The sequence below is a fragment of the Paraburkholderia sp. BR10923 genome, assembly GCF_040948765.1.
Taxonomy (GTDB): Bacteria; Pseudomonadota; Gammaproteobacteria; order Burkholderiales; family Burkholderiaceae; genus Paraburkholderia; species Paraburkholderia youngii.
Window position 1 is genome coordinate 40005 of sequence record NZ_JBFPKO010000027.1, and the last position, 18714, is coordinate 58718.

An 18714-nucleotide genomic window follows, 5' to 3' on the forward strand; every position below is an offset into this window, starting at 1 on the left:
TCAAAGCATTCCCAATTGCAGACGGGCGGCTTCGGACATCCGCTCTTTCGTCCACGGCGGTTCCCACACCAGCTCGACGCGTACCGTATTGACGCCTGCCACCGAATAGACGACATCTTCGATCGTCGCCGGAAAGGTCTGCGAGACCGGGCAGCCCGGCGCCGTTAGCGTCATGCGAATGAACACGTTGCCCGTATCGCCGTCGACGTCCAGGCCGTACACCAGCCCCAGATCGTAGATGTTCACGGGAATCTCCGGGTCGAACACCGTACGCAACGCGTCGATCACACGCGAGCGCAGGTCGCCGTCGCCGGGCTCCGGCCCATCTGCCCGTTTCAGCCAGTCGAATGCGCTCTTTCTGTTCACCTCACTTCCTCCACTAATCATTCCGTCGAGATGGTGCCGCACTCGTCATGCAATGCTGCATGGAGCGTATGCCATGCGAGCGTCGCGCACTTCACGCGCGCCGGAAATTCCCGTACACCCGAGAACACCGCGAGCTTGCCGAGGTGCGAAGACGCGTCCGCCGGCGGCGCCGTCATCATCATGTCGTGAAACGCCCCGAAGAGCGCCTCCATTTCCGATTCCGTGCGCCCCTTGAGCGCTTCGGTCATCAGCGATGCCGATGCAATGGCGATTGCACAACCTACACCCTCGAACCCAACGTCCGCCACGACGCCATCCTCGATGCGCAGATACAGCGTGATGCGATCTCCGCACAACGGGTTATAGCCGTCCGCCCTGCGATTGGCATCCGGCAGCCGGTGACGGTTTCTCGGTCTCCGGTAGTGGTCGAAAATCACTTCCTGGTACAGGTCGCGCAGACTGCTCATTGCCCAAATACCTCCTGCACGTGCGCCATTGCCTTGACGAGTGCCTCCACGTCGGCCCGCGTGTTGTACAGCGCGAATGACGCGCGCACGGTTGCCGGCACGCCGAAGCGCTGCATGACGGGCATCGCGCAATGATGGCCGGCGCGCACCGCGACGCCGTACTGATCGAGAATCGTACCGACGTCGTGTGCATGCACGTGGTCGAGCACGAACGATAGAATGGCCGCCTTTTCGGTTGCGGTACCGATCAGCCGCAGATGTGGCATCGCACGCATTGCATCGGTCGCATAGGCGAGCAGCCCGGCCTCATGTGCGCCGATCGTTTCGCTGCCGATTGCATTCACATAGTCGAGCGCCACCGCGAGCGCGATCGCACCGCCAATGTCCGGTGTGCCCGCCTCGAACTTCCATGGAATGGCGTTATAAATGGTCTTGTCGAACCTCACCGAGCGGATCATGTCGCCACCGCCCTGCCACGGCGGCATCGCTTCCAGTCTGTCCGCCTTGGCGTACAGCACGCCGATTCCCGTCGGTCCATACACCTTGTGCCCGGAGAACGCATAGAAATCGCAATCGAGCGCGCGCACGTCGACAGGCAGATGTGCAACCGCCTGCGCGCCGTCGATCAGGACAGGCACGTCGCGCGCGTGCGCGGCCTCGATCATCCGCGCAACCGGGTTGATCGTACCGAGCGCGTTCGATACATGCGTGATCGCCACGATGCGCGTACGCTCGGCGATCATCTGCCGGTAGGCATCGACATCGAGCGCGCCGCTGTCATCGATCGGCACGACCTTCAACACCGCGCCCGTCTGCTCGCATACGAGTTGCCACGGCACGATGTTCGAGTGATGTTCCATCGCGCTGATCAGGATCTCGTCGCCGGGCTTCGCGAGAGGACGCACATAGCTCTGCGCAACCAGGTTGATCGCTTCCGTCGTGCCGCGCACGTAGACGATTTCCTCCGCGCGCGCCGCATTGATGAAGCGCGCAATCCGTTCGCGCGCACCTTCGTACGCGTCCGTGGCGCGCTGCGACAACTCGTGCACGCCGCGATGCACGTTCGCATTTGCATGCTCGTAGTAGTCGCGCTGCGCGTCGATCACGGCCGAAGGTTTCTGGGTAGTCGCGCCGTTGTCGAGATACACCAGTGGATTGCCGTGTATGAGCTCGCGAAAGATCGGGAAGTCGCTTCGCCAACGCGCCACCGTCTCGTCGTCCGGGATCATCACAGGTTCGATCGGTTTCATACCAGTCCCCGAATGCGCTCACCTTCCGGCGTGCGCGCGAGCAGCATTTGCGTCAGTCGGTCGCGCACCGCCTCGATACGCACGTGCTCCAGACTGCTGCGCGCAAACGCCCAGATGAGCAAAGCCCGCGCCACGCGTTCGTCGATGCCGCGTGAGCGCAGATAGAACAGCTGGTTCTCGTCAAGCTGGCCAACGGTTGCGCCATGCGTGCATTTGACGTCGTCGGCGTGGATCTCCAGTTGCGGCTTCGTGTCGATCTGCGCATCGCGCGACAACAGAAGATTGAAGTTTGACTGATGCGTGTCGGTCTGCTGCGCGTGACGATGCACGACCACGTTGCCGTTGAATACGCCATGTGACGCACCGTCGAGCACCCCGCGGTAGTGCTCGCGGCTCGTTCCGTGCGGTTTCTCGTGATCGATGCGCGTGTGATGATCGACATGCTGCCTCGCGCTCGCGATATACAGCCCGTTCAGTTCGGCGCGGGCATCGGCGGCCTGCAGCCGTGTGTCGATCTGCGTACGCGAGAGTGCCCCACCGAATGCGAACGAGTGCGACGTGAAGCGGCTCGCCCGCCGTTGCGAGACGTCGACATGCGCAATATGGAACGCGCTGCGTGCTTCATGGTGGACGCGGCAATGCTGCACGTCGGCCTCGTCGCCCGCCACGATCCTCGTGACGGAATTGACCAGATACGCGTCGTCGGAAAAACCGGCAAACTGCTCGACGATCGAGCACCGCGAGCGCCCGTCCGCCAGTACCGTGTTGAACGGATGTATCGCGAGGCCGGCTTCGTCGGTCAGGAACAGCATGACGAGCGGCGCATCGATCGCACAGTCCGGCGGCAGCAGGACCACGTAACCGTCGCTCAGGAACGCCGTGTTCAGGGCCGCGAAGCCATCGGGCGCTGCCTGATGCGCAATGACGGCTTTCAGCCGCTCCGGTATCTCACGAATGGCACGCGTGAGACTGCCGACAAATGCGCCGTCCGGCAAAGGCGGCATGCGCGACAGCTTCGGCATATGGCGGCCGTTGACGAACACGAGCCGACCCGCTGTCCCGTAGGGCACGAGATCGTCGACGATGCGCTCCACATCCAGGTCGTCGCTGCGCCGCGACGTGAAATGCCATGACCGCTTCGCGATGGTCGCCACATTCGTGTACTTCCAGTCTTCGAGCCGAGTTGTGGGAAAGCCAAGCCCTTCGAATTTTTCGAACGCCTGGCGCCTCGCGCTGCGCAACCACGGAAGTTCCGCGCCGGGCAGCGTACTCGACAGGGTCTGGAAAGACTGATGGAGGTACTCGAGCGTCGGTTCACTCATTTGACGTCTACTCCTCGCGATATCACGTATGACCGCCTCGTTTCAGTACGGGTTAAGTGGCCCAGAATCCGGCCCGTTCGGCGCATCGCCATCGAGCCATCCATAACCCTTGCGCTCCAGTTCAAGTGCCAGCTCGCGCGTTCCGGATTTCGCGATACGCCCCTTTGAAAGCACATGCACGCAATCGGGCACGACGTATTCGAGCAAGCGCTGGTAATGCGTCACCAGAACGATTGCGCGGTCCGCATGGCGCATCTGATTGACGCCTCGCGCAACCACTTGCAACGCATCGATATCGAGCCCCGAATCGGTTTCGTCGAGAATCGCGAGGCGCGGCTCCAGCACCGCCATCTGCAGCACCTCGTTGCGCTTTTTCTCACCCCCTGAAAACCCTTCGTTGACCGCGCGATGAAGCAGACTTTCGTCCATCTGCATGAGCGCCATTTTCTCCTTCACCAGTTGCAGGAATTCCATTGCATCCAGTTCGGGTTCGCCGCGGTGCGTGCGCTGTGCATTCAACGCGGCCTTCAGCAGATACACGTTGCTGACACCCGGTATTTCGACAGGGTATTGAAACGCGAGAAAAAGCCCTTCGCGTGCACGCTCTTCCGGCGCGAGCGAGAGCAGGTCACGGCCCGCATACTGCACGCTGCCACCTGTTACGCGGTAATGCTGGTGGCCCGCCAGCACGTTGGCAAGCGTGCTCTTGCCCGAACCGTTCGGGCCCATGATGGCGTGCACCTCGCCCGCGTTCACACACAGATCGACCCCGCGCAGAATCGGCTTGCCTTCTACTTCAACGCTCAGTTTGCTGATTTCTAGCATGACCGTGGTCCCTGTCAGCCCGTGCTGCCTTCAAGACTTACGCCGAGCAGCTTTTGTGCTTCGACGGCGAACTCCATGGGCAGCTCCTTGAAGACCTCCCTGCAAAATCCGTTGACGATCATCGACACCGCTTCTTCCTCCGAAAGGCCTCGCTGTCGGCAATAGAAGAGCTGGTCCTCGCCGATGCGCGACGTCGATGCCTCATGCTCGACCTTCGCGGTCGGGTTTTTCACCTCGATATACGGAACCGTGAGTGCACTGCAGCGATCGCCGAGCAGCAGCGAATCGCACTGTGTGTAGTTGCGCGCGTCCTCCGCCGAGCGGGCAATTTTCACGAGCCCACGATAGGCGTTCCTGCCGTGGCCGGCGGAAATGCCCTTCGACAGGATCGTGCTGCGCGTATTGCGACCCAGATGCGTCATCTTCGTGCCGGTGTCGGCCTGCTGATAGTTGTTGGTGAGCGCCACCGAATAGAATTCGCCGACTGCGTTGTCGCCTTGCAGGATCACGCTCGGGTATTTCCACGTGATGGCGGAGCCAGTTTCGACCTGTGTCCACGAAATCTTCGAGTCTGCTTCACGGCAATCGCCACGCTTGGTCACGAAGTTATAGATGCCGCCGCGCCCGTGCGCATCGCCCGGATACCAGTTCTGCACCGTCGAGTAGCGGATTTGCGCACCCTCCAGCGCGACCAGTTCCACCACTGCAGCATGCAACTGGTTCTCGTCACGCATCGGCGCAGTACAACCCTCCAGATAACTGACGTAGGCTCCCTTGTCCGCAATGATCAGCGTTCGCTCGAACTGTCCCGTGTTCTGCGCGTTGATGCGGAAATACGTGGAAAGTTCGATCGGGCAACGCACGCCCGGTGGGATATAGCAGAACGACCCGTCGCTAAAGACCGCGGAGTTCAGCGCAGCGAAAAAGTTGTCGGTATGCGGCACCACTGAGCCGAGGTATTGCCGCACCAGTTCAGGATGAGTCTGCACCGCTTCCGAAAACGGACAGAACACGATGCCCAGCGCGCCAAGCTTTTCACGAAACGTCGTCGCGACCGACACGCTGTCGAACACCGCATCCACCGCGACGCCCGCGAGCATCTCGCGCTCCTCCAGCGGAACGCCGAGTCTCTCGTACGTGCGTAGCAGTTCCGGATCGACATCCTGCAGACTCTTCGGGCGATCCTTCGGAGCAATCGGCGCCGAATAATACGCAATGTCCTGATAGTCGATAGGCGGGTGCTCAACCGATGCCCAATGCGGTTCGTTCATCGTGAGCCAGTGCCGGTAGGCCGCGAGGCGCCAGGCGAGCATGAAGTCGGGTTCATTCTTCTTTGCTGAAATCAGGCGGATGACATCTTCAGACACACCGCGCGGCAACGTATCCGACTTTACATCGGTCACGAATCCGTGCCGGTATTCGCTCCGGATCAGCTCGTCAATTCTCGATACACTTGAACTCATGCAGACCTCCGCTTTCAGCGTTGCGGCGGCCCGATCGCGCGCTTGGGGCGATCACGGAATCACGTGTGCGTAGCCGCTGGCGGGCTGTCCTGACGGCTCCAATTGCGTCAAACAGCGTGATCCGCCTGGCGACTGCCGTAGCCAATAGCGGATAGCCGTGCATCGGCGAGGCTGCCAATACTCTCCACGGTGTCCGGATCGCGTGCCATTGTGATCGTGATCACCGTGACCTAGTCGGCAAGCGTGCTCATGCGCAACATGATTAAGCCTCCGCGAACCGTACCTGTCTGGTCTGGTTTCACATTCAACCCTAGCACCGCGCCGCCGCTGATAAAAGAAAGACATCACTGCGCGTGTACGTTCTCGCTGCTGTCGTCAACTCGGCCTTGTCGCGGCTTGCGTCGAGGTACGACGATTGCGGAGCTTGAACTCCCGCGAAGGTGTCTTCTGATCTTTGACACCAGAGAAGCGTAGTGCGCCGGATCCTAGGGTAGTCGAATGCCGGTGCTCGGACCGGATCACGCGTCGAGGCGAACTACCGGGAACAACGTTCCAAAGCAGCTACCGCTCTGTGGGTCGCTTCGACGATTTCCACGCACTCTGCGTGGCGACGGGTGTGCTCGATCGTTGAACACTCACCGGCGCGGCTCACTTGCGCCAGATCGGCGCGAGCTTTTTCCAGCGCCGCCGACGGTGACCCATTGTCTGCAATCAGCTTCGCCAGATCGAAGACCGTGCCGGAAGACAGTTCCACGTATGCCGGGCAAGCAGCGCTGGCGGCGCCGCTGTATACCCAGAACCCCGCAATGGCAAATACGACGCGTCGTGCGACGCTAGTAGTCAAATTACTCATGGCAACATCCTGTTTGCTCCTTACTGGGCCCAAGCCGATTCGTGTGTTGTTTGCATAACTCCAGCGTCCACGAAACGGCCTGCAAAAATACCCGCGTCAGTGCCGAAATTCCCCGCAAGCTTGCGCCCTCACTTCCGACCTGGCGCTCCGTGGCCGCCGCATCCTGCATTCCCGCTCCAACTCTACGAGATGGAAGATACGCGCTACCAACGGACTAAAAGCTTACTCGGACGCAGGGTCGTGCGGGGGAACTAGGGGAATCTACCGAATACTTCGCGCTTGCGTTGTCAGGGTACCTGATATCAAATACAGAACATCACGACGGACGGACGGGCGCGTTTTCAGGACGCGCTTAATTTTTAACCATAATATCAGCCTACCTGATATTTAATTGCCGCACTCAGGCCGCTGCGCCGGCTCCGAGCGAAAGACCAGGTCGTACCCAAGATCCACAACCGCAGCTCAACAAAAAAAGCAAACAACAGGTCCGGAGATATCACCATGCAATTGAAGTCGACTCACGTCCTCATGTTCGGTGCGCTCTGCGCGCTGAGCGCAGGAGCCTCGGCGCAATCGAGCGTCACGTTGTACGGCATCGTTGACACAGGGATCGAGTATGTCTCACACGCGAACGCGAACGGCGACAGCGTCGTTCGCATGCCATCCGTTACCGGAGAGTTCCCATCGCGCTGGGGGCTGCGTGGCAACGAAGATCTAGGCGGCGGCTACAGCGCTGTGTTCACTCTCGAAAGCGGCTTCAACCTGCGCGATGGCAGTTCCGGACAGGGCGGCAGGTTGTTTGGGCGCCAGGCGTTCATCGGCGTGAAGAGCCCGTATGGAACGCTCGCGTTCGGCCGTCAGTACACGATGACCTATCTCGCGGTCCAAGGCGCCGACATCATCGGTCCGGACATCTACGGCATGGGCTCGCTGGATGCCTATGTGCCCAACGCGCGCACCGACAACTCGATCACCTATCTCGGCTCGTACAAAGGCTTTACGTTGGGCGTGGGTTATTCATTCGGACGGGACGCTGCGGGTACCGGCAACTCGCCGGGACAAGGAACCTGTACCGGCTCCGTTCCAGGCCACGCCACGGAATGCCGCGACTGGTCCGCAATGCTCAAGTACGACTCGCAATATTTCGGCGCTGCCGCGTCGTACGAGGAGCAACGCGGCGGCGCGACGGCAGCCGCCAACTTCTTCGACGGTGTTGCGCCGACACCTCTGATCAACGCCGCGGACAAGGACGCCCGTACGCAACTGAGCGCCTATGCGCAGTACGCAGGCGCGAAGATCGGCGCCGGTTGGATTGGACGCCGCGTAGTGACCCAGTCGCCGAGCGTGCCCAATATCCGTTCGGACCTGTTCTTCCTCGGCGCTTCGTACATGGTCACGCCTGCATTCCTCCTCGATGGCGAAGTGTTTCGCATCATCAATAGCGACCACGATACCCGCGCCACGATGGGAACGTTACGCACCACCTATCTGCTGAGCAAGCGTTCGTCGGTCTATGCGCAGGCAGCGTATCTGGCGAACAGTGCGAAGGCGCGCTATTCGGTCAGCGGCGGCGGTGGCGGGACCACGCCAGGCGCGGGCATGGGTCAAACGGGCGTGATGGTCGGCATCAAACACATGTTCTGATACGGGTCGAAAATGAAACGAACTTCAATTGCTGTATGCGTATCGGCCGTGTCCGCGATGCTGGCGGCCTGCGGCGGCGGTTCCGACTCCCTCTCAACCAGTGCGACGCAATTGCCTCGGCTCTCCGCCGCACAACCCGCGACGCTGTCGGGAGACTGCGCCGCGCTCGCCGCCAGGTTGACGTTTGCCAACACGACCTTCACCTCAGGCACCGACGTGCCGGCCGGAACGCTCACGGTGGCGGGAAACTCCGTCCCCGAACATTGCGTGATCGAAGGAAAAATGAATCAACGCACGAGCGCCGTTGACGGCCGGACTTATGCGATCGGTTTTGAAATGCGGCTGCCAATTGCGTGGAATGGCCGCTTTTTCTATCAGGCCAACGGTGGTCTCGACGGCAATGTGACGCCGGCGACGGGGGTGCTCAGTGGCGGGGGCCCGCTGAACAACGCGCTGAACATGGGCTTCGCCGTGATCAGTTCGGATGCAGGTCATTCCGGGTCGCAAAACCCGTTGTTCGGTCTCGATCCCCAGGCGCGTCTCGACTATGGCTATAACGCCGTCGCTACGCTCACGCCGATGGCCAAGCAGGTGATCAGGTTGGCCTATGGCAAGGGCCCCGACCGCAGCTACTTCGAAGGCTGCTCGAACGGCGGCCGTCATGCGATGGTGGCGGCAGCCAGATCGTTCGCGGATTACGACGGCATCATTGCCGGTGACCCCGGCTTTCATTTGCCAAAGGCAGCGATCGGGGAGTTGTGGAGCGCGCAACAGCTCGCCACCGTCGCGACCGCGACGACCTCGTCCGGCATTGCCGATATCACCACCGGCTTGACGACTACTGAAAGGCAGCTGATCGCATCGAAGATCATCGCGAAGTGTGATTCGCTCGATGGTGTGGCGGACGGAATGGTCCAGGACATCAAAGCGTGCCAGGCGAACTTCAATCTGGCCACCGACGTACCGACGTGTTCGAGCAATGGGCGCGACGGCAGCTGTCTTACGGCGGCTCAAAAGCAGGCGGTTGGAAATATTTTCTCCGGGGCGAAAAACAGCGCCGGCACGGCGCTCTATGCGAGCTTTCCTTATGATGTCGGTATCAACGGATCAGGCTGGGCCGCGTGGAAGCAAGGCAATTCCATCAGCCTCGATCCGGCCGCCGCAGCCTTCGTGTTTACGTCGCCGCCGCAAAGCGCTTCGATCCTCGGTTCGATGGGTGCCTACGGTCTGAACTTCAGCATGGACAATGATGCGCCGAAGATCTTCGCCACGAGCGGGATCTATTCCGAGTCTTCGTGGTCATTCATGACCCCGCCGAACGAGACCGATCTGAGCGGTCTGCGGAGCCGGGGCGCGAAGTTGATCGTCTATCACGGAACGAGCGATCCGGTGTTCTCGTCGAACGATACGACCGACTGGTATCAACGCCTATCGACGGCTAGTGGCGGAGACGCAAGCAATTTCGCGCGGCTCTTCACGGTAGCGGGGATGAACCACTGCAGCGGCGGTCCGACGGCCGATCAGTTCGACATGCTGACGCCCATGGTGGCATGGGTCGAGCAGGGGCAAGCACCGAACCAGGTCATCGCAACGGCCCGCGACACCAGCAACGCGATTCCGAATAGCGAAGTGCCGACTAGCTGGGGTGCCGGGCGCACGCGTCCGCTGTGCGCCTACCCGAAGGTGGCCCGCTACACGAGTGGAGACGTGAACTCGGCGAGTAGTTTCACTTGCAGCTAAGGCACTGACTCTGACCTGGCGAGGGAATCGGCGCAGTCGGCCCCGGCCGATGCGCTGTCCCGTCCGTGCGGAACGCGACATGCTGCTCCTTGCGCATACCTCTGTCCGCGATCATCGGGCGTGCGTTTGCGCCCCCGCACTGGAGCGCTGCCATGAAAATGCGCGAGTACAAAATCGGTTCGCCGTGGTATCAGGCCGTCTGTGCGACGCTACGCCGGGCCGTCCCATCGGGGCTTTTGTCCGGGTGCCTGTCGGCGGCGACGGCCTCGGCGGCATCCGCGGACGCATCGGGCAGCCCGCTCGCGCCGATCAATGCGGTTACCCACTCCGTGTGGCCGCAACGCGCGTTGCGCGAACGCGGCTTCAGCATCCGCCATACGGTGACCGGCTTCGCGATCCATCAGGCGGCCGCCATCTTCTGGGCATTCCTGTTCGAGCAACTCGTTGACCGGATGGCCGGCCCTGTCCCGTCACGACGGCCCGGCGCCGCCGCGCTAGCCGCCGCCGCGACGGTGGCAAGCGCGTACGTGGTCGACTACAAGGTGGTGCCCAACCGGCTCACGCCGGGATTCGAGGCGCACCTGTCGCGTCGCTCGCTCGGCAACGTCTACCTGGTGCTCGGCGCCGGCCTGCTCGCGGCCGCGCTGCTGCGGCGGCCGGATCGATGAAGACTGCGCGCGCAAAAAAAGCGACCAGCCTTTGACCGGCATGGTCGCCACAAGCGCATTTGAGAACGCTGTCCCCACGAGTCCAAGCGGAGGACAAATCGAGTATAGGAAACCGGTCCGCACCGCAGTCTGTCCGTAAGCCCTGCGTCGCGGACAGTTCTCCACGCGAAACGCGTCGCGCACCATCATCCTGCCATCTGCTCCGCCGACACCGCCACTGAACGGCCCGCGAGCCGCTCGAATTCGTCGACGTCGTGGCTGCAAAAAATCCTCAGCGCGGGACTCGCCCGCTTCGCCAGATCGCGCAGTCGGCGCTGGTTGTACAGTCGTGCCGCGCGGTCCTTTTCGAGCATCCACTGATAGAAGCGCAACCCGGGCGCGCAATGCGGACGCACCGGGTCGAGCTCGCCGTTGTCGAAATAGGCGTCGCCTGCGAGCAGCAACCAGCCGCCGTCGCCGTTCACCGCGACGCCCGCTTGACCATAGGTATGGCCTCGGAGCGGCACTAGTGCGATCTCACTCGCGAGTTCCTCGATCGGATGCACCTTCGCGAAGCCTTCCCAGCGCTCGGTGTATTGCGGCGAATGCACGCGCCAGAAGTTCTGATACGACCACTGCTGCGGCCTGAAGCGCTGCCGGTCGAGCCAGGTCTTCTGCTGTGCCGCGTACTGACGCTCGCTCGCGAGCATGTGCACGGTCGCGTGCGGAAAGTCATCGAGGCCGCCCGCGTGATCGGAATCGAGGTGCGTCATGACGATATGGCGCACCTCGGCCGGGTCGAAACCAAGCCGCTCGATCTGCCTGATCGCCGTCATTTCATTCCGGAACTCGGGCTTCAGCAGCCTCAGAAAGAATTTGCCGAGGCGCGAATAGGGATCGGCGACATCGCGCAGACCGAAACCGGTATCGACGAGCACGAGCCCCGCCGAACTTTCGACGAGCAGACAATGGCAGACCAGATGCCCGCGGCGAATCAACGATTCGGGTTGCCCGTTGAACACCATGCCGCACAACGGGCAGGTCGAAATGCAGTTCAGATGGTGCACTCTCATGCCGCACTCCCCGTCTTGGGAACTGCATTCCTGCTTGACGCTTCCGCGGCAACTGTTGCGCGGAACTCGCCGTATGCGTCATTCAGCGAACAGATCTGGTCCGAACACCTCGTAGTGAATCTTCGACTCGTGAATGTCCAGGTTTTTCAATGCGTCGTGCTGTAGCCGCATGAATGGAACCGGACCGCAGATGTAGTAGTCGGCGTCGGGCAACAGGATCTCGTCGCGCAGCTTGCCGAGGTCGATGAAACCGGCGTTGTCGTAGTCGCGGCCCTGCACGTCGGTATCGAGCGGCGCGTCATAGAACACGATCGCGCGGAAGTTCGGCTGGGTGGCGGCGGTCTGCTGCAGACGGTCGCGCATCGCGTGCACCGCGCCGTTGCGTGCACCATGAATGAACACCACGCGCCGCTGCGGGTCCTGAATTGCGCGCTTCAACATGCTGACCATCGGCGTCAGACCGACGCCGCCGCTGATCAGTACGATCGGCGTCTTCGCATGGACATCGATGTAGAACGTGCCGTACGGCGCTGCCAGCTTCACCTCGTCGCCGACGTTCACGTGATCGTGCAGCAGCGAGGACACATAGCCCGCCGGCCGCCCGGCCTCGCCGCTCTCGCGCTTGACCGAGATCCGATAGCTATGGCCATTCGGCACGTCGGACAAACTGTATTGCCGGATCTGCTGCAGGCCGAGCGCGGGCACATCGACGGCAATGCCGATGTACTGTCCCGGCTCGAAGTTGGCGACCGGCTGTCCGTCCTTCGGTTCGAGAATGAACGACGTGATCACGCTGCTCTCGGGCCGCTTCTCCTTGACGACGAACGTGCGCCATCCGGTCCAGCCGCCTGGCTGCGCCGCGCGAGTTTCGCGCAATTCGGACTCCATGCCCATCAGCACGTCCGCGAGATTGCCGTATGCCTGCGCCCACGCGGAGATGATGTCGTCGGTCGCGGCGTCGCCGAGCACGTCCTTGATCGCGCCCAGCAGATGTTCGCCGACGATCGGATAGTGCTCCGCTTTCACGTCGAGGCTCGCGTGCTTGTTGGCGATATTGCGCAGCACCGCGGCGAGACTGCCGGGGTCCTCGATGTTCTCGGCGTATGCGTACACGGCGCGCGCGAGCGCTTCCTGCTGCTGCCCCTGCTCCTGGTGCGCCATGTTGAAAACGTTTTTCAGTTCGGGATGCGCTTCGAAGAGCCGTCTGTAGAAACGTTGAATGATCGTATAGCCGTGCGCGGCCAGAACCGGGGCCGTCGCTTTTACGATGTCCTTGGTTTTCTGCGTCAGCATTTCTTTCCTCCTGCAGTAGGACGACTGGTTACCTCGCTCGTGCGCGCAGCAGCGCGGGTATCTGAGTCGAGTGCCTCGCTCACATGCAAGTTCCTGGGGCATTCGTCCGCTGCTTCAAGCCTATCCGGGCGACCATGCTGCTCCAACCGATGCCGGCTGTCCATATGCCAAAGGCCACGGACATGCCGATGACGATCAGCGCGCGGCATGGGGTAGACGCCATCGGCCACTGCGCACGCCATCGCGGGCCGGCCAACGACGCGATGCGAGAGCCGGCCAGGAACACGGCATGCGAGGCGATCCACGCGCCGCTCGCGACGAACGGCGCTCCGCACGCGTGGCACGGCGGATCGAAGACCCAAGTACCAACTCCAATGGAGGTCACGATGTTCATGCACAACAAAAGGCTGCAATACACGGTTCGCGTCGGCACGACCAATCCCGGGCTTGCGAATCTGATGCTGGAGCAGTTCGGCGGTCCGCAAGGCGAACTGGCCGCCGCGATGCGCTACTTCACGCAGGCCGTTGCGGAAGAAGACCCCGGGCGCAAGGACATGCTGTTCGACATCGCCACCGAAGAGCTGAGCCATCTCGAGATCATCGGCTCGATCGTCGCGATGTTGAATCGCGGCGCGAAAGGGGAACTCGCCGAAGCGGTCGAGCAGCAAGCCGAGCTGTATCGCAAGCTCAACGGCGCGGGCAACGACAGCCACCTGACGCAGGTGCTATACGGCGGCGGACCGCCGCTGACGAACTCCGGCGGCGTACCGTGGAGTGCCGCGTACATCGACACGATCGGTGAGCCGACTGCGGACCTGCGCTCGAACATCGCCGCCGAAGCGCGCGCGAAGATCATCTATGAACGGCTGATCAACGTCACCGACGATGCCGGCGTGCGCGAGGCGCTCGGCTTTCTGATGACCCGCGAAGTCGCGCATCAAAAGTCGTTCGAGAAGGCGCTGTATGCGATCACACCGAGTTTCCCGCCGGGCAAGCTGCCGCCGAGACAGGAATTCGCGAGCGTCTACTACAAGATGTCGCACGACGGAGCGGTGATCAACACACCGTGGAACAGCGGCACCGGTCTCACGATACGGACTGGTGAGCCGGCGGTGGATGGCGGCGACGGCAATGCGTCGGTGAGCCTCGAAGCGCAACAGCAAGCCGCGGTTACCGCGATGGCCACGCGTCTGCGATCCGACCCGTCGAGCGATCCGACGACCGGCGCCGAAATAGGCAGCGAAGTCCCGCGCAGCAACGAGGTCGGGTGATCGCTCAAGTCGCTGCCGCGGGTATCGTCAAGGTCCGAAAAACGTGTTGCAGAACTTGCCGGCCACGTTGCAGGTCGGGTGACCCGAAGGCTGCGCCGTGCCGGGTTCGGGCGGCGTCGCGCACGCGGCCGTCGCGGCGATCGCGAATGTCATGACGAGCGCTGTGCGCAGCGCCGCCGTGCGACGGTTTTTCGCAGCGCGCGCCGCGTCGCGGTTCGGATCGCACCTCGCGGAATTTTCGCGCTCCCGCGCATCGATGGCGCGAGAGCAGCCTCGTCGGACGTCAGGCATTGCGCCCTCCTTCAACCGCCATTCACATTGACTACGCTACGCCAAATCGGTCGCGAACGGGTTTCTTCGAATTCGCGCGAAGGCGGTGCCGCGCGTCCCAGCACGGCTGTCCGCAACGTCAGAGTTTCGGACATACGCCTCTATGCACCTTCTTGCGGTTGCCAGCGTATGCTGATTCCGGCGTTTTCCGACACGTCGCCAGACCGGTACGACTTACTGTCGACAACGCGAGAAACGTACGTTCCGTGAAAAATTGACCGCTCAAGGAAAGACCATGCTGAGCCCTCATGAATTTGCGGTTTTTATGCTGGTGAAGGCATCGCCGGATTACACCGATATAGAGCGCGAAGAATTCGACGCGCTGCTCGAGCGCCAACTGGTCGCGCTCGAAAGCGCACCGTCAGGCGCGCATCGTCCGCGTGTGACGAACCACGGCGAATCGTTGCTCCAGACCCTGATGCGAAAACGTTGAGGCGGTACAGGCGCGCCGAGCGAGCGACGCGGTAGGGTCGAAACGCTGACTCACGACAACGACTAACAACAAACCGGAGAGAACCTGTGAATGCCGCGCGCAACTATAACGACGCCGCCAACGAACTGAAGCACATCAGCACGATGGTCCAGCGGCTCGAACAACTCGTTCACCGCGACTGCGTCGACTGGCAGGGCACGGTAGTTGCAACGCCCGCTTACTGGCGCGCGCGCATCGAGGCCAATGCCGAACTGCCGCCGGCGCTGCAACCGCAAGCGCGCCTGCTGCTCGCGCGGCTCGCCACGCTCGAAGCACGCAGCGAGCGCCGTGGCCGTCGTGCATGATCGGCGCGCACCGGCGCGATCACACACTTACGCGACGAAGGACATGATGATGCGGACCTACGAATACCACGGGTTCACGATCGAGGTGATCGTCGAGGCGGACTTCACGTTGCGCCCCGCCGGGCGCGCGGCGGTACGCACGCGCTATGCGGCGGTGGTTCACATCTATCAGGCGGGTGCCGCGATTGCCACGTTCTCGCCGCTGCGCTTCGACATTGCCGGCGGACGGCCATTCGACACCGAGGCCGATGCGTTGATGGGCGGATATAGCGCGGCGCGCCGAATCGTCGACGACCTGTTCGCCCGTGCAGCGGACGCCACGGACTCCGCCTTGAGCGCACTGTCGAGCAGCAAAGAGCTCCGCTAGCGGGCGCTGGCGCACGCTTGACCCATTGTGGGGCATCAGGAATGGCGCATGCGGTATCCGCGAGCACCCTTTTCGTGGAGAAACACCATGTCCAATGACGCCTCATCGTTGTCGCCGTCGATTACGTCGATGATCCGCCTCGACCATATGCACGTGCTCGCCGCTTCGCACCGATACCACGCGTCCACGCCGTGGTGGCGAAAACGCGCGATCGTCAACGGCGTGTGCGATGCGCTTGAAATCCACGCGCAACTGGAGGAAGAAATTTTCTACCCGGCGCTAGACCGCGCGCTGGGCAACGACGAGACACTGACCAAAAGTCGTTCCGAGCACGACGAGATGCGCGCGACGATCGCAAAGCTGCGCGCAATGGGCCCCGAAAACGCCGCGTACGACGGGCTGTTTCTTCAACTGATCCGCGAAGTCGCCCATCACGTCGCCGACGAGGAAACCATCCTGCTGCCCGACGCCGAGCGCGTGCTGAAAAACGAACTGCAGTCGCTCGGCGCCGCGATGACGCGCCGCCGGATGCAGTTGCTCGGAGAGCGTCCGATGAACATTGCGGTGAATGCGGCGGGTACGTTTCCGATCGCCACGCTGCTACTGGGATCGACCTTATTGCTCGCGTTGCGGCGCAGCCTGCCGAGGTCGCGTCGCGCGGCACGGACGCAGCGTCAATATGAGTAGCAGATGCGCGAACGACTGGCGCAAGCTGGCATCAACGATTCGCGCCGGGCGCCGACGGCGTCCGCGCGCGCCGCTGTTTCGTCTTGTGGAGCGTGCCCGGGTCGACGAGCGTGGCCGCGACGCGGCGCGCATTCTCGGCCGCGATGTCCTGCGCGTCGCCCCACGACACGTGGCCACACGTCCCGCGTCGCTCGAAGACCGTGCCATGTCCGCCGCCCCGCTCGGTCACGAGCACGATCCATTGGAAAGCACCTTCCGAATCTCTGATGACGGTCCAGCTTACGAGAAAGTCGGCCATCTCTATCGCCTGCACACGCATGTTCGGCTCCTTCGGTCCGTTGCATCGGACCGTTTTGAGCGGAGATGCGCATTGCGCGTGCCTGGCGCGAACCGCGCGCGCGTCGCGTTGCAATCCCCGCCTCACGGCCGCTGATCCGTGTCGGACCGACGCGGGTCGGGCTCGTCGCGACTTTGCGGCGAGCCTGTCAACACCGCGGGCAGCGAAGGATTCTCCGGTTGGGTGTAGCGCGCGTGGATCGCCGCGCGGATGCGCGCGAGGCTTTGCGCGGCATCGAGCGCGCTGTCCTGCTCGATGCCGCGTGCTTCGTCGGCCAGGTCCGCGTCGCCGATCTGCTGTTCGAACCAGCGCGAATAGTCGCCACGCTGGCGATGAAACTGCCATGTCGCCGCATCGACACCCTCGGCAATCTCGACGAACAGCACGAGGTTGTGCGCGCGCAGGTTCAGCGCGTTGTGCTCGCCGCGAAAGTAAAAGCTGCGCTCTGGAATCAGCAGCCCCTCAGCGTACTTTCGACGATGCCGGCGCTTTTCCTTGCGGCCGGGCTCGAGCCGCACGAGCTGCGGCGGCGCGGCGGCGCTGACGCGCCATAACAGCGCGTCACCTTTGGCGAGTTGCGCCCCGTCGCCACTCGACGCTGGCGCATCACGTCCACTTGCCGCCGCAAAGCGCTGCAAGGCCGCATGCGCGCCGTCGCCCATCGCGAGCACCGTGCCGACCTGCTGCAGCAACACCGGCGATAACTGCTCCGGCGACACGGTGACCGCGAGCGCCGTTTCCAGCGCATCCGGAATCGCCTGGTTCGCGCCGGCCCATTGCGCGGGAAACACGTGATGCGCCTCTTCGAACACGAGCCAGTGCGGCCGCCCGGTGCGCGTGCGCAGACGCTGCACCTGCAACAGCAGATTCGCGCAGAACAGCGGCCGATCCGACGGCGGCACCCGCAGCAGATTGAGCGCGATGGCGGGCCGCGCCGGACGGCGCAGCAACTGCATCGCCTCGTCGATCGACGGTGCATTGCCCGCATCGCCGAGCACGAAGGTCGCATCGTCATTGTCATAGTCGCCTTCAGGATCGACGATGCACATCTGGCAGCCCGCGCCCGCGAGCCGTTCGAGGAGGCCCGCCGTCGCGGTGGACTTGCCGCAGCCCGATTCACCGACGAGCAGCACGACGCTGCCGTACGCGGGCAACGACAGCGGCTCGCTGCCCGGCGCATCACAACGAGGGCCGAGCACGATGCGATTGCGCGGCGACGCATCGGCGATGCTGCGCAAATCGTCGGCGACGAGTGCGTCGATCAGTTCGGCGACGCCCGCGCCCGCGACGCCGCCCGTCACGATATCGGCGTGCTTCTGCAACTCCGGCAAGGCGTTCGCGACAGTCGCCGCGAGGCCGCACGCGTCGAGCAGCGCATGGTCGTTTTCCGCGTCGCCGATACCGACCACGTTCAGCGGCGACAATTCGAGATCGGCGAGCGCCGCGCTCAGACCGCTCGCCTTCGACACGCCCGGCGCCACGATCATCACCGCGTCGCCGTTGAAGATGATCCGCAATTCGAGCCCAAGGTCGCGAATCACATCGAGCGCGACATGCTCATGGGGCTTCATGGTCGCGACCAACGTCTGGCTGACACTGAAAGCGTTGGGTGCGCGCCGCCGTAACTCCGCGACGAAAGTCTCCGGCGGTGCGGGTGCGAGCAGACGGCGCGCGCCATCGGCCGGGCAATACAGCACGCCACCGTTTTCCGCGACCACGCGCGAAAACAGCTCGACGCGCGGGCAGATCGCAAGCAGATCGTCGAGCTCACGTCCGCTGACGAGGATCGCGTGACGGCCCGACGCGCGCAGGCGTTCGAGCGCGGCCCACGTCGAATCGGCGACCTGGCCGTCGCTGGCGAGCGTGTTGTCGTAGTCGGTTGCGAGCGCAAAAAATCGCATGGTGCACGCCTCCTTTGATCGATTCATGGGTCCGCTCAGCAAGCGCTATACCCCGCGACCCGCGCCCAACGGTATGGGGCTTGCTGCGGGTCGTGTCGAAG

At 62.8% G+C, this 18714-nt stretch carries 20 protein-coding genes; 8 read left to right on the plus strand and 12 right to left on the minus strand.

The window, feature by feature from the left end; translation table 11 throughout:
• The 7 genes from AB3X94_RS34180 to AB3X94_RS34210 form a co-directional block, all read right to left on the minus strand.
• Positions 1 to 339 (minus strand): SUF system Fe-S cluster assembly protein, encoded by a 339-nt coding sequence (locus AB3X94_RS34180; RefSeq protein ID WP_368613838.1) that lies wholly within the window; start codon positions 337 to 339, stop codon positions 1 to 3.
• A 44-nt stretch (positions 340 to 383) separates the two neighbouring features.
• Positions 384 to 833, minus strand: coding sequence for a Fe-S cluster assembly sulfur transfer protein SufU (gene sufU / locus AB3X94_RS34185; RefSeq protein ID WP_368613800.1), 450 nt, complete (start codon positions 831 to 833; stop codon positions 384 to 386).
• Positions 830 to 2083: a SufS family cysteine desulfurase gene (locus AB3X94_RS34190; RefSeq protein WP_368613801.1), complete on the minus strand. Its 1254-nt coding sequence runs from the start codon at positions 2081 to 2083 to the stop codon at positions 830 to 832. Before AB3X94_RS34190 ends, sufU begins: the two co-directional genes overlap by 4 nt.
• The gene (gene sufD, locus AB3X94_RS34195; RefSeq protein WP_176111683.1) at positions 2080 to 3405 is read right to left on the minus strand and encodes a Fe-S cluster assembly protein SufD; all 1326 of its coding nucleotides are present in this window, start codon (positions 3403 to 3405) and stop codon (positions 2080 to 2082) included. Before sufD ends, AB3X94_RS34190 begins: the two co-directional genes overlap by 4 nt.
• Before the next feature lie 42 nt (positions 3406 to 3447).
• Positions 3448 to 4230: a Fe-S cluster assembly ATPase SufC gene (gene sufC / locus AB3X94_RS34200; RefSeq protein ID WP_368613802.1), complete on the minus strand. Its 783-nt coding sequence runs from the start codon at positions 4228 to 4230 to the stop codon at positions 3448 to 3450.
• A 14-nt stretch (positions 4231 to 4244) separates the two neighbouring features.
• A complete protein-coding gene (sufB, locus tag AB3X94_RS34205; RefSeq protein ID WP_368613803.1) occupies positions 4245 to 5693 on the minus strand; it encodes a Fe-S cluster assembly protein SufB in 1449 nt (482 codons plus the stop codon).
• 535 nt (positions 5694 to 6228) lie between these two features.
• Positions 6229 to 6546, minus strand: a complete 318-nt coding sequence (locus tag AB3X94_RS34210) for a hypothetical protein (protein ID WP_176111680.1) — start codon at positions 6544 to 6546, stop codon at positions 6229 to 6231.
• A gap of 501 nt (positions 6547 to 7047) precedes the next feature.
• Here AB3X94_RS34210 and AB3X94_RS34215 point away from each other — a divergent pair.
• From AB3X94_RS34215 to AB3X94_RS34225, 3 genes are all read left to right on the plus strand, one after another.
• On the plus strand, positions 7048 to 8190 hold the full coding sequence (locus AB3X94_RS34215; protein WP_176111679.1) for a porin: 1143 nt from the start codon (positions 7048 to 7050) through the stop codon (positions 8188 to 8190).
• Positions 8191 to 8202: 12 nt separating this feature from the next.
• A complete protein-coding gene (locus AB3X94_RS34220) occupies positions 8203 to 9930 on the plus strand; it encodes a tannase/feruloyl esterase family alpha/beta hydrolase (RefSeq protein WP_368613804.1) in 1728 nt (575 codons plus the stop codon).
• Positions 9931 to 10082: 152 nt separating this feature from the next.
• A complete protein-coding gene (locus AB3X94_RS34225) occupies positions 10083 to 10598 on the plus strand; it encodes a hypothetical protein (RefSeq protein ID WP_368613805.1) in 516 nt (171 codons plus the stop codon).
• A gap of 185 nt (positions 10599 to 10783) precedes the next feature.
• Here the strand turns inward: AB3X94_RS34225 and AB3X94_RS34230 are convergent, their stop codons facing one another.
• Positions 10784 to 11650: an MBL fold metallo-hydrolase gene (locus tag AB3X94_RS34230; RefSeq protein WP_368613806.1), complete on the minus strand. Its 867-nt coding sequence runs from the start codon at positions 11648 to 11650 to the stop codon at positions 10784 to 10786.
• 78 nt (positions 11651 to 11728) lie between these two features.
• Complete coding sequence (hmpA, locus tag AB3X94_RS34235; RefSeq protein WP_368613807.1) at positions 11729 to 12943, minus strand: NO-inducible flavohemoprotein; 1215 nt, start codon at positions 12941 to 12943, stop codon at positions 11729 to 11731.
• 386 nt (positions 12944 to 13329) lie between these two features.
• On the opposite strand from hmpA, the gene AB3X94_RS34240 reads away from it, so the two are divergent.
• The gene (locus AB3X94_RS34240; RefSeq protein WP_368613839.1) at positions 13330 to 14214 is read left to right on the plus strand and encodes a manganese catalase family protein; all 885 of its coding nucleotides are present in this window, start codon (positions 13330 to 13332) and stop codon (positions 14212 to 14214) included.
• 27 nt (positions 14215 to 14241) lie between these two features.
• On the opposite strand, the gene AB3X94_RS34245 is transcribed toward AB3X94_RS34240, so the two are convergent.
• Positions 14242 to 14367 (minus strand): hypothetical protein, encoded by a 126-nt coding sequence (locus AB3X94_RS34245; protein ID WP_368613808.1) that lies wholly within the window; start codon positions 14365 to 14367, stop codon positions 14242 to 14244.
• 412 nt (positions 14368 to 14779) lie between these two features.
• Here AB3X94_RS34245 and AB3X94_RS34250 point away from each other — a divergent pair, with 412 nt between their 5' ends.
• The 4 genes from AB3X94_RS34250 (at position 14780) to AB3X94_RS34265 (ending at position 16375) form a co-directional block, all read left to right on the plus strand.
• The gene (locus AB3X94_RS34250; protein WP_176111673.1) at positions 14780 to 14977 is read left to right on the plus strand and encodes a hypothetical protein; all 198 of its coding nucleotides are present in this window, start codon (positions 14780 to 14782) and stop codon (positions 14975 to 14977) included.
• Between the two features lie 86 nt (positions 14978 to 15063).
• Positions 15064 to 15321, plus strand: a complete 258-nt coding sequence (locus AB3X94_RS34255) for a hypothetical protein (protein WP_176111672.1) — start codon at positions 15064 to 15066, stop codon at positions 15319 to 15321.
• 43 nt (positions 15322 to 15364) lie between these two features.
• Positions 15365 to 15688 carry a hypothetical protein gene (locus AB3X94_RS34260; protein WP_368613809.1) on the plus strand — a complete coding sequence of 108 codons (324 nt, stop codon included), beginning with the start codon at positions 15365 to 15367 and terminating at the stop codon, positions 15686 to 15688.
• Between the two features lie 87 nt (positions 15689 to 15775).
• A complete protein-coding gene (locus tag AB3X94_RS34265) occupies positions 15776 to 16375 on the plus strand; it encodes a hemerythrin domain-containing protein (protein ID WP_176111670.1) in 600 nt (199 codons plus the stop codon).
• A gap of 31 nt (positions 16376 to 16406) precedes the next feature.
• Here AB3X94_RS34265 and AB3X94_RS34270 read toward each other — a convergent pair whose 3' ends face one another.
• Positions 16407 to 16694 (minus strand): hypothetical protein, encoded by a 288-nt coding sequence (locus AB3X94_RS34270; protein WP_176111669.1) that lies wholly within the window; start codon positions 16692 to 16694, stop codon positions 16407 to 16409.
• A gap of 101 nt (positions 16695 to 16795) precedes the next feature.
• Positions 16796 to 18613, minus strand: coding sequence for an HAD hydrolase family protein (locus tag AB3X94_RS34275; RefSeq protein WP_368613810.1), 1818 nt, complete (start codon positions 18611 to 18613; stop codon positions 16796 to 16798).
• Between the last annotated feature and the right edge of the window lie 101 nt (positions 18614 to 18714).

Coding starts and splice junctions, on each gene's coding strand:
- AB3X94_RS34260 (WP_368613809.1), top strand. CDS start 15,365: ATGATGATGCGGACCTACGAATACCACGGGTTCACGATCGAGGTGATC.
- AB3X94_RS34215 (WP_176111679.1), top strand. CDS start 7,048: ATGCAATTGAAGTCGACTCACGTCCTCATGTTCGGTGCGCTCTGCGCG.
- sufB (WP_368613803.1), bottom strand. CDS start 5,693: ATGAGTTCAAGTGTATCGAGAATTGACGAGCTGATCCGGAGCGAATAC.
- AB3X94_RS34240 (WP_368613839.1), top strand. CDS start 13,330: ATGTTCATGCACAACAAAAGGCTGCAATACACGGTTCGCGTCGGCACG.
- sufU (WP_368613800.1), bottom strand. CDS start 833: ATGAGCAGTCTGCGCGACCTGTACCAGGAAGTGATTTTCGACCACTAC.
- AB3X94_RS34230 (WP_368613806.1), bottom strand. CDS start 11,650: ATGAGAGTGCACCATCTGAACTGCATTTCGACCTGCCCGTTGTGCGGC.
- AB3X94_RS34275 (WP_368613810.1), bottom strand. CDS start 18,613: ATGCGATTTTTTGCGCTCGCAACCGACTACGACAACACGCTCGCCAGC.
- AB3X94_RS34190 (WP_368613801.1), bottom strand. CDS start 2,083: ATGAAACCGATCGAACCTGTGATGATCCCGGACGACGAGACGGTGGCG.
- AB3X94_RS34250 (WP_176111673.1), top strand. CDS start 14,780: ATGCTGAGCCCTCATGAATTTGCGGTTTTTATGCTGGTGAAGGCATCG.
- AB3X94_RS34245 (WP_368613808.1), bottom strand. CDS start 14,367: ATGACATTCGCGATCGCCGCGACGGCCGCGTGCGCGACGCCGCCCGAA.
- sufD (WP_176111683.1), bottom strand. CDS start 3,405: ATGAGTGAACCGACGCTCGAGTACCTCCATCAGTCTTTCCAGACCCTG.
- AB3X94_RS34210 (WP_176111680.1), bottom strand. CDS start 6,546: ATGAGTAATTTGACTACTAGCGTCGCACGACGCGTCGTATTTGCCATT.
- AB3X94_RS34220 (WP_368613804.1), top strand. CDS start 8,203: ATGAAACGAACTTCAATTGCTGTATGCGTATCGGCCGTGTCCGCGATG.
- hmpA (WP_368613807.1), bottom strand. CDS start 12,943: ATGCTGACGCAGAAAACCAAGGACATCGTAAAAGCGACGGCCCCGGTT.
- AB3X94_RS34265 (WP_176111670.1), top strand. CDS start 15,776: ATGTCCAATGACGCCTCATCGTTGTCGCCGTCGATTACGTCGATGATC.
- AB3X94_RS34270 (WP_176111669.1), bottom strand. CDS start 16,694: ATGCGTGTGCAGGCGATAGAGATGGCCGACTTTCTCGTAAGCTGGACC.
- AB3X94_RS34225 (WP_368613805.1), top strand. CDS start 10,083: ATGAAAATGCGCGAGTACAAAATCGGTTCGCCGTGGTATCAGGCCGTC.
- sufC (WP_368613802.1), bottom strand. CDS start 4,230: ATGCTAGAAATCAGCAAACTGAGCGTTGAAGTAGAAGGCAAGCCGATT.